The 10,912-nt window shown below is 35.9% G+C and carries 7 protein-coding genes; 6 read left to right on the plus strand and 1 reads right to left on the minus strand.

Features of this window, described 5'->3' with window-relative positions; genetic code table 11:
- The first annotated feature begins 96 nt into the window (after positions 1-96).
- The 6 genes from NYQ66_RS14945 (at position 97) to NYQ66_RS14970 (ending at position 9,551) form a co-directional block, all read left to right on the plus strand.
- Positions 97-3,411, plus strand: a complete 3,315-nt coding sequence (locus tag NYQ66_RS14945) for an endo-1,4-beta-xylanase (protein ID WP_259870539.1) — start codon at positions 97-99, stop codon at positions 3,409-3,411.
- A 241-nt stretch (positions 3,412-3,652) separates the two neighbouring features.
- The gene (locus NYQ66_RS14950; RefSeq protein WP_259870541.1) at positions 3,653-5,404 is read left to right on the plus strand and encodes a cache domain-containing sensor histidine kinase; all 1,752 of its coding nucleotides are present in this window, start codon (positions 3,653-3,655) and stop codon (positions 5,402-5,404) included.
- Positions 5,404-6,183 carry a response regulator transcription factor gene (locus NYQ66_RS14955; RefSeq protein WP_259870543.1) on the plus strand — a complete coding sequence of 260 codons (780 nt, stop codon included), beginning with the start codon at positions 5,404-5,406 and terminating at the stop codon, positions 6,181-6,183. The genes NYQ66_RS14950 and NYQ66_RS14955 overlap by 1 nt, the downstream gene beginning before the upstream one ends.
- A 98-nt stretch (positions 6,184-6,281) precedes the next feature.
- Entirely contained in the window at positions 6,282-7,643 is a 1,362-nt protein-coding gene (locus tag NYQ66_RS14960) for an extracellular solute-binding protein (RefSeq protein WP_259870556.1), read from the plus strand.
- A gap of 153 nt (positions 7,644-7,796) precedes the next feature.
- Positions 7,797-8,675 carry a carbohydrate ABC transporter permease gene (locus NYQ66_RS14965; protein WP_259870545.1) on the plus strand — a complete coding sequence of 293 codons (879 nt, stop codon included), beginning with the start codon at positions 7,797-7,799 and terminating at the stop codon, positions 8,673-8,675.
- Positions 8,676-8,693: 18 nt separating this feature from the next.
- Entirely contained in the window at positions 8,694-9,551 is an 858-nt protein-coding gene (locus NYQ66_RS14970) for a carbohydrate ABC transporter permease (protein WP_259870547.1), read from the plus strand.
- 299 nt (positions 9,552-9,850) lie between these two features.
- On the opposite strand, the gene NYQ66_RS14975 is transcribed toward NYQ66_RS14970, so the two are convergent.
- Positions 9,851-10,474 (minus strand): YesL family protein, encoded by a 624-nt coding sequence (locus NYQ66_RS14975; RefSeq protein ID WP_259870548.1) that lies wholly within the window; start codon positions 10,472-10,474, stop codon positions 9,851-9,853.
- Between the last annotated feature and the right edge of the window lie 438 nt (positions 10,475-10,912).

Here is a 10,912-nt window from a genome sequence, read left to right on the forward strand (position 1 = left end):
AGTTGTCTGTTTAAGGTAAAGGGGGTGCTAGCCTTAGAAATGTAAACGGTGTCAATTATCAGAATATTACACTATCTATTTACAAGGAGGCGCAAGATGAAAAAGAAATTTAGTTTTGCAATGGTTTTACTACTTATTTTTAACTTGCTTGTACCGCCAGGCTTGCTTTCATCGGTGAGTGCAGCAGAAGTTACACCAAATGAGGTTTTAAATTTCGATTTTGAAGATGATTCTACAACAGGCTGGTCCAGTTTAGGTTGGGACAATCTTGCACCAGCAGATATAGAAATCGTAACAGATGATGTTACTGGAGAGAAATCCTTAGGGTACCTTAATCGACCAACAGAAACAGAATCAAGACTTCTATATGACTTAGGACAAGAATTAACTCAAGGCGAGATTTATACAATTAGTTTTGATGTGAAATTAAAAGAAGGAACTACTAATGTTGTACTTGGATCAAAGTATTCTTATCCAAGTACTGATCCTGAATATAATGAATACCCATGGTTAATTAATCCAACTGCAGTAAATGCAGACGATTGGACAACACTTACTCTTGAAAACTTTGGGTATGAGCATGAAGCAACTGAATTATTAGTTTGGTTGCAGACTCAAAATGCAGATAATGCTTTTACTACAAATGACTATTATCTAGACAATTTCAAAGTCATGCATGTAGGTACTATGGAAGAACCTGTAGAAGATCCTGTAGAGGAGCCCGTTGAAGGAATTCCTGCAGGTGAAGAAGTTGCAGCAGACACTGATTTCGAAGATGGAACAGCACAGGGCTGGGTTCAACGTCAAGATAATGTAGTTCTTGATGTGACGGCTGATGCTGCAAGAGATAGCAAATTTGGCTTATCTGTTAGCAACCGTCTAGGGTCTTCAGATGCGGCATTAATTGATTTATTTGATGAAATGTACCCTGGACATGAGTATAATTTTAGCTTATGGGTGAAATTAGCACCTGGTCAAGAGGATACACCATTACAATTATCAGCTGCTCAAACAGTTAATGGAGAAACTACTTATTATCCTCCAGTTATCGAGCCTGTAACGGTTACTTCCGATGAATGGGTTCTACTAGAAGGAACTTATGCTGTACCACAAGATATAGAAGCATTATCTTTCTATGTGGAAGAAGAATATGATGAAGCACAAACAACAGGTGTTTCCTATTATATCGATGACTTCAAAGCAGAAGTATATGTGCCGGATTATGCAGTAGAAGATCTAACACCATTAAAAGATATCTATGCAGATCATTTCTATATTGGAAACGCAGTTGGAACCAACCATTTTGCAGGTAGAGATCTTGAAATTATGACAAAACATCATAATTTGATTACGGCAGAAAATGTCATGAAACCAGAAGCTTACTATGATGATCAAGGCAATTTTACACATTCGAGTCAAGATGCATTCCTGCAGAATGCTGTAGATAAAAACTTGTTAGTGCATGGTCACGTGTTAATGTGGCATTCACAGTCAGAAGATTCACTTTATCAAAATGAAGATGGATCTTATAAGACACCTGATGAAGCATTAGCAAATATGAAAACGCACATTAGCAAGGTAATGACAAGTGCTGACGCAATTGCTGGAGATTCGCTAATCAGCTGGGATGTTGTGAATGAAGCATTAGATGGAAGTTTTTCAAATCCTGAAGATTGGAAATCTAACTTACGACAATCCTCCGGATGGTTACAATCAATTGGTGACGATTATCTTTACGAAGCATATAAATATGCTCGAGAAGTAGCAGATAGTCTAGGGCGACACGATATGGTGCTTTATTATAATGACTACAATGATCACCTACAACCAAAGGCAAGAACAATGTATCACATGGTAAAAGATATTAATGAGCGTTACGCAGAAGAAAATCCTGATGATGATCGTAAATTAATCTCAGGAGTTGGAATGCAATCTCACTACACTACAAGTGTGAACATTGAAAACGTTAGAACTTCCTTAGAAAGATTTATCGAATTAGGTGTAGATGTAGGTGTTACAGAATTAGATGTAGGTGCTTCAAATACAACTACTCTAACTGAAGAAGAAGAAAAAGAACAAGCTTATTTCTACGCACAGTTATTTGATCTATATAAAGAGCATTCAGATCATATGTCACGAGTTACCTTATGGGGCTTAAGTGATAGACATAGCTGGAGAAGCGAAGATAATCCATTGTTATTTGATGGCAATTTGCAAGCAAAAGAAGCTTATTATGCACTTCAAGATACTGCAACCTACATTGAAGAGAACGCTCCAATTGAGGTTGAAGCTAGATCAGGAGATGCAGCATTTGGCACAGCAACAATTGATGGTGAAATTGAAGAATTATGGAGTAATGCTCCTGTTCTGCCTATTGACCGTTTCCAATCTGCTCATAACGGTGCAACCGGTGAAGCGAGAGTATTATGGGATGCTGAAAACTTATATGTATTAGTTGAAGTTACTGATGGTGAGTTAGATAAAACTTCTGCTAATGCTTACGAACATGATTCTGTTGAAGTATTTCTTGATGAACAGAACACGAAAGCTGCGTCTTATGGTGATGGACACGGTCAGTATCGAGTAAACTTCGATAATGAGCAATCGTTCAACCCAGGAGATATTAGTGAAGGATTTGAATCTGAAGCAGTAGTAGATGGAACAAACTACTTTGTAGAAATGAAAATTCCATTTAAGACTACATCACTTGTAGATGTTGATACAATTGGTTTTGATGTACAAATCAACGATGCTGTAGATGGTGCTAGAAATAGTGTAGCAATATGGAATGATTACACTGGTATGGGATGGTCAGATCCATCTGTGTACGGTAATCTTACACTTGTGGAGCCGTCTGAAGAACAGCTTCAAATTGAAGAATTAAAAGCAAAGATTGAAGAATTAAAACAACAAATTGAGGATCTTAAAGAAAGTAACCAAGAACAAATTGGTGAACTTCAAGAACAAGTTACTAATTTAGAAACACTATTAGAAGAACTTACCACTCAAATTGAAGAGCAAGGTGCTACTCTTGAAGATCTTGTAACTCAAATTGGTGACTTAACAAGTAAAATTGAAGAATTGTTAAGTAAGATTGAAGATTTAGAAGAACAACTTGGTGAAGAGCCGGGTGAAACACCAGGAGAAGAAAATCCAGGTGAAGAACCAGTAGAAGAAACTCCGGGTGAAACACCAGGAGGAGAAACTCCAGGTGAAACACCAGAAGAAGATGGATCTGATAAAGGATCTAACGACGGTGCCGACGAAGGTACAGAAGATGAGTCTGACGATTCAGACGAAAATGAACTTCCTGACACAGCAACTAACACTTACAATTGGTTAGCAGTAGGTACGTTCATGTTAATCATTGGTGCTGGTTACCTACTATATGTAAGAAGAAAAAGAGCATAATTAATACAAAAAGGGGAGGCTGACATTTTGTTAGCCTCTTTTTCTTTCTAGTACTCTATTACACCTCAGACAATTATTTAAACATTCCAAAACAATTACAATTTTTTCCTTTAGGTAGATCTTCTTACTATATCCGTTTATTTAGGCATTTCATGTCGTTTCATGGTAAAATTATAGCTACATAGATTTGTTTTTTGTGAATGTAATTTAAGTTGTTATATCCTAGAAGGGTTGATTTCATTTGAAATCGTTAAAAGATATACTAAAAAGATGGAACACATTACGTAACCAAATACTAGTTGTATTTTTAACTGTGATGGTAATTGTTTTGGCCATTGTTGGAGCTATGACGTTTAGCCGAGTATCGATGTTGTTAAAAAATAACGCAGAAGAACAAATTCAACAGGTTGCTATTGAATCAAATGGTCGTTTTGAATCCTTATATGAACAAATCAACATGGTGACAAAGCAGGTCGCTACTAATGGTGACGTCCAACAGGTGTTATTAGATCAAATGAATGGGAAGTCTCCAACGTTTAATCAACGGCAATCATTAATGGAGACGATCAATACACTTCAAGCTAATGCTGATGGAATTTATTCTATTGAATTATATACACAAGATTTAGAGAAGGTTATACCTTTGGGAGATGAGAGCTTAACGGGGCGAATACATCCACAAACGTTGGAAAAAGCGAAAGAATTGAAAGGGAGTTTACTTTGGATTGGGGAGGACGATCGCGATCCGAATTTCTTTTTAGCAATAAGGCGGGTTAGTCTTATGGATCAAGCTTATATTAATGGGGGTTACTTATTAGTACGAGTGAACGAAACGAACTTTCAATTATCGAATGAATCTCAAGATATTGTCAATGAGTACACGATATTGGTGGACCACAATAATAAACCAATTGTCACGAATTATAACCGTGATATTAGAGAGGTACTTTCACATAAGACAGGCACGTTAGAAATAGATGGTAATGATTACATGCTCATTAAGCAGAAATCTCAGTTAACTGGATGGACATTAGTGATCTTAACCCCGGTTAGTACGTTAACACAAGGGATATCTGTTTTACGAACGGGAATTATTGTTTCTGGTCTTATTGGTATTGTTATTTTTTTGGTGAGCTCATTTTTCCTTTCAACATTAATTACAAATCCGATTGTAAAACTAACGAAAACAATGCGAAAAGCAAGCGAAGGGGTGCTAACATCCAATCCTGATATTGCCTCTACGAATGAAATTAATGAATTGAATAACACGTATAATCAACTGGTTGAAGAAACAAACCATTTGATAAAGATGGTGTATGAAAAAGAACTTACGCGCAGTAGAACAGAGCTAAAAGCACTTCAGGCACAAATAAACCCGCATTTTCTTTTTAATACACTGGATGCACTGTATTGGTCGTTAGAAGATAAGGAGGAAGAAGAACTTGCTGAACATGTACTTGCAATGTCTGAATTGTTCAGATACACAATTACACATATTAGCAAGAGTGAGTGGGTTTCAATTAGTGAAGAACTTGAGCATATAGAGCGTTACATGCAAATTATGAAAATGCGTTTTGGGGAACGATTAACATGGAGTAAGGCCGTTTCTGTTCAATGGGAGGACGTCAAGATTCCGAAACTATTGATTCAGCCACTAGTGGAAAATGCCATTTTACATGGTGCGGGAAACACTTCACATCCATGCCATGTGTCTGTAAATGTGATGAAATCAATTCAAGAAGGAATGATTACAATTAAGGTAACAGACAATGGTCCAGGTATGAAGCCAGAAAAAATAAAATCAATTTACCTTTCATTACAAGAGGGTGGCGTTACATCTATAAAAGGAAAGGGTATCGCTATTTCAAATGTACAAAAACGATTACACCTCTACTACCAAAATGAACATTTAGAAGGAATTAAGATTGAGAGTGAGAAAGACAAAGGGACAAGCATTTCATTTGATATACCGTTGAACGGGGGGAAGGAATAGTGCATTCAAAAACGATTTTAATTGTAGATGATGAGCCACGAACAAGACAAGGATTAAAAAGAACAATAGATAACTGGGCAAACGGAAAATACCATATCATAAGTGCTGGTGGTGCAGATGAAGCGATTGAAGTCATCAAACAGCATAAGATTAATTTGTTAATTACTGATATTCGTATGCCAGAAACGACAGGTCTAAAATTATTAGAAATCTTAAAGGAAGAAGAAATAAATCCTGTCGTTATTGTAGTATCTGCCTACTCGCAATTCGATTATGCACAGCAGGCACTTCGATTAGGAGTTGTCAATTATCTATTAAAGCCGGTTAGTAAACAAAAACTAATTGAAGCAGTGGAGCAGGCACTTTTGGAAGAACAGAAGCGTGAAAGATCTGATATTATTGAAAAAGTTGTTGACGATAAATTTTTAGATATAAATGTAGAGGACCGTTACACTGCTTCCATTAGAGATGCTCTAGCATATATTGATGAACATTATTATAAGGATCTCACATTGAAAGAGGTAGCAGATCATGTTCATCTGAATGCTAGCTATTTGAGTGCATTATTTAAAGAGCAGATTCAGGTTACTTTTAGTGAATACCTTACAAGAAGTAGGCTACTTCATGCGAAAAACTTATTAATGACCACTGACCTACCGATTACTGATATCGCAGAAAAAGTTGGGTATAAAACATCTAAATACTTTATAAAAATCTTTAAACAAAATGAAGATATTACACCGAATTCATACAGAAAAAACAATGTAAGCGATTCCTAAAGAAAGTAGTATTTTACCCAAACATCGTTACCTTACATAAAAATTTGTAGAATGGTAAACTTAAAGTTGTAATACACAACAAAAAGTATGGGGGTATTATAGTGAAAAAGAAAACGCTTGCATTAATATTGCTATCGTTATTTACCGTCTTCGCTCTTGTAGCATGTGGTAATGACGATGAAGGTACAGATTCAAATGATTCAGGTGAATCTACAAACAATGGTGATTCAGGTGAAACTGCTGATAGCGGTGAAGATAAAACGATCGACTTCATGCACTTATGGCCTGAAGGTAGCTCACCACAACACTTTGCAATTGTAAACGACATCATTGATGAGTTCGAAAGCGAAAATGAAGGTGTTACTGTAGAGGTTGAGATCCTAGGTAACGAGCAGTACAAAGAAAAATTAAAGGTATTGTCTGCTTCCAATGAATTACCTGATGTAGGTATGACTTGGGCAGCTGGTTTCTTAACACCATATGTTGATGGTAATAAGTTTGCTTCACTAGATGACTTATTAGAAGGTGACCTTAACGATTTATTTGTTCCAGGTACTGCTGAAGCATATGCATTAGATGGAACTACTTATGGATTACCATTAGAGCTAAACATCACTCCATTGTATTACAACCAAAAACTTTTCTCAGATAACGGTGTTGATACACCTGAAACGTATGAAGAGTTAAAAAGCGGTATCCAAACACTTGTTGATAATGGTGTAACGCCTGTTACTCTTGGTAACAAAGACCGCTGGACGGGTTCTATGTGGTATATGTACTTAGCTGACCGTATTGCTGGACCAGATGCACTTCCAAATGCAATTAGTGGAGAAGGTAGCTTCACAGACCCAGGTCTAATTCAAGCTGCTGAAGAGATTCAAGAATTAGTTGATATGGGTGCATTTGTTAATGGTTATAATGGCCTTGGAAATGATGAAGCAAAAGGATATTTCCTAAATGAAGCAGCAGCAATGTATTTAATGGGTTCTTGGGATCTTCCTGAGTACACAACAAATGAAAATAATTCACAAGAGTTTAAAGATAGTATAGACTACATGAAGTTCCCTGAAGTAGAAGGTGGAAAAGGCAACAGAGACAGCTTAGTAGGAGGACCTGGTGTTGGTCTATTCGTATCTGAAGATTCTGATGTAAAAGATGAAGCTAAAGAATTTGTTTCATTCTTCGTACAAAAATGGGGAGAAAGATCTGTAACGGATGCGGGTGTTATCCCGGCAACAAAAGTAGATACATCTGAAACTGATCTTCCAGAAATGTATATCGATGTATTGAACGATTTAAACGAAGCTTCTAACCTAACTCTATATGCTGATGTTCAGTTATCTGCAGCAGCAGCTGAAGTACACTTAAACCAAATCCAAGCTCTATTTGGCGGAGAAGTGACTCCACAAGAGTTTGCAGAAGCACATGATGAAGCAATAGCTAAAGAGAATGAAGAATAATTAGGCTTTATTGATTGTAACCAACTAGATATTCTCGGTAAAGAGAATAAAATAAAAAAAATAGAAAAAGATAAATACTAAGATCGGAGAGGGCATATCTTTTACTTCTGATATGTCCTTTTCATCAGTAATCTCGAAAGGGGAGACACATCTATGAATAAAGTCATGTCGAATAAAGTAGTTATAGCCTTATATGTCTTGCCTGCCCTGCTCCTAATTGGAGTCTTAATGTTTGTTCCCATAATTTTATCTGGTTACTACGGATTAATGGATTGGGATGGCATTGGAGCAATGAAATTTATAGGGTTGGAAAATTACGCAGAGTTGATGGGAGATGGGAAATTCTGGGATAGTGCTTACCACTCTTTCTTACTTGCTCTTTTTTCCACAATATCATTAATTGCATATTTAGCAATTTCACTAATCTTAGCAAATAAATTAAAGGGTTCGGAATTATTAAGAAAGATCTATTTGATACCAATGCTTTTATCATCTGTTGCAATCGCACAACTTTGGTTGAAAGTATATGATCCAAATAATGGTATTCTTAATAGCTTACTAACAACTCTTGGAGTGGATAACCCACCAGCGTGGTTAGCTGATACAGATACTGTGTTATTTTCCATCTTTATAGCGATCATTTGGCAGTATGCAGGTTTTTACATTATTATTTATTCTGCAGCTTTAAAAGGTATTCCTGAATCACTTGTAGAAGCTGCAAGAATTGATGGTGCTAATCCAATTCAAATTGCATATAAAATAAAAATTCCTTTAATTATGGGAGTTATTAAAGTAACGGTTGTTTTAGCAATCGTAGGTTCATTAAAATACTTTGATTTAATCTACGTAATGACAGGCGGAGGTCCAAACGGTGCAAGTGAAGTTATGGCATCTTATATGTACCGTCAAGCTTTTGGAACTTATAATTTTGGTTATGGTAGTGCAGTTGGTTTTGCATTACTAGTGATCTGTCTAATTCTTACATGGTTAATAAGAAAATTAACGGCATCAGGCGATGAAATTCAATACTAAGAAGGAGGAGTTGTAATTATGAGTAATGGAATAAAAGAAACAAATACACCAATGAATCGTATTGGATTTGGACTCCTCTACCTAGTATTAGGACTAGTTGCCTTGTTCCAAATCTATCCGTTAGTCTGGTTATTCATCTTTTCGTTAAAACAGAATTCAGAGATATTTGGTAGGTCTCCATTTGCCTTGCCAGAGGATCCACAGTGGGGAAATTATGCTAAAGCGTGGACGGATGGTAACATTAGTCAATTTTTCTTTAATAGTGTATGGATTACTGTTATATCTGTAATTCTTACAGTGTTGTTGGCTAGTTTTGTAACGTTTGCAATTACACGTATGCATTGGAAACTTAGCAGTTTGGTGTTAGGGATGTTTATGGTTGGTATTATGATCCCAATTCACTCTACATTAATTCCATTGTTTGATTTCTTTAACAGACTTAACGTTATTGATAATCCATTATCAATCATTCTTTCGTATGTAGCATTTAACCTACCGCTAACAATCATGATCTTACTTGGTTTTTATTACACTTTACCTCGTGAGGTTGAGGAAGCGGCAGTTATGGACGGCTGTTCGGTACACCGGATCTTTTTCCAGATTACGTTGCCGATGACAACACCAGTAATATCAACAACAGTTATTATTAATATGATTTATAACTGGAACGAATTTGTGTTTGTTAACACGTTTATTAGTTCTGATACATGGAAGACATTAACAGTTGGTATCCAAAACTTCGTCGGACAGTACTTGACTGACTGGGGTGCAATTGGTGCAACACTAATGATTAGTATTATCCCGGTATTAATTGCCTACTTCATTCTAAGTAACCGAATTGTAGAAGGTATTGCAGCGGGTTCTGTAAAAGGATAATTGAAATAAGAAAACAAAGTATTAGACTTGCTTTAGGATTTTCCTAGGGTGAGTCTAATTTTGTATAAAGAGAACTTACTAACTGACTTTACTGGTTTACTAAGACGATGTTAATGAGAAATTAAAATAAACTGTTTAGACGAGAACAGGGAATTTTTGAGCAAGGTTTATAGAATCTTGATATTCGAGATTAGCCGAATCCATAAAAGCGTAACGGAATTATGTGATTAGATATAACCAGTTATTAGATATTAGTAAACAAAAAGGACTCCATTTCTTAGAAATGGAGTCCTTTTACTTTAACTTTCTCCAGCCAACTGTTGTTTCTTTTGATCCACTTTCTGAAAAGCTTGAAAGCATGTAGCCATAACTAGAAATCCTACTAGACTTCCACCAAAGAAAAATAATGTGCCTGGTATATAGTATAAAGCGTATAAGGTTATTGCAATTCCAGCAATCATCGCAATGTTATAGAGCGGGTTAATGAACATAATTAGTAAAGCATTTTTAAACATCTGAAACAAGGAAACATCATAATGAACATAAACTGGGAACAAATACAGTAGAGTTAATGCGAACACTATTATGAATAAATACAATGGTATATGTGTTAATTCCATCAAAGTTCCTCTATTCAATTGCATGTACTGTAAATTTATATATATAATGATCCCTACTATTGTTATAAACAAGCCAAGTAAGTTACTTTTCAGAAACTCTTTTTTAAATGTATTCCAAAATGTTTTAAAAACTGCAAGGTCCGAATTTCCCATAATCCACTTTCGCATGATCGTAAACATCGCGATCGTTGACGGATAAAAACCAAAAATAACAAGGCCGACAATTGTGAAGAGCATCCAAAGCAAATTTATATATGCGAATTTGGCAATCCATTCTGTAGCAGCAAATAAACTTCGTGTCATACAAATCCTCCTTTACGTGTCCGATTCTAAGATGAAATGATATAGGTCCATAGCACATGTCCTACTTATATTTTACCATAATGTATAAGTTTGATGGAAATTACATAGCATAGTCCTTATACCGTTCTGACAAAATGTTATTAATAAAAGCAAGAATGGAATTGAAGGCACTTATATAAATCTCGCTATTAGGCAATTATAGTCAGGGAAGAATCATGGTATTACTGATAAGAAAGAGTAAGAACAGCAGATTAAAGTCAGAGTTAGCCAGTGCACTGTGAAATATCTTATTTTTATACGTACGAATCACCTTCTATCATATGTGAAATTGATTATAATGAAAGTTATAGAAATAGCCCGTAAAACCACGCGGGCTTGCCCCGTGGATGTAAGGGCTTCGCTCAAGGGCAGTTCTTAGACTGCTCTACTTGAGCGATT

It is taken from the genome of Aquibacillus koreensis (assembly GCF_025154055.1).
GTDB classification, from domain to species: Bacteria; Bacillota; Bacilli; order Bacillales; family Amphibacillaceae; genus Aquibacillus_C; species Aquibacillus_C koreensis.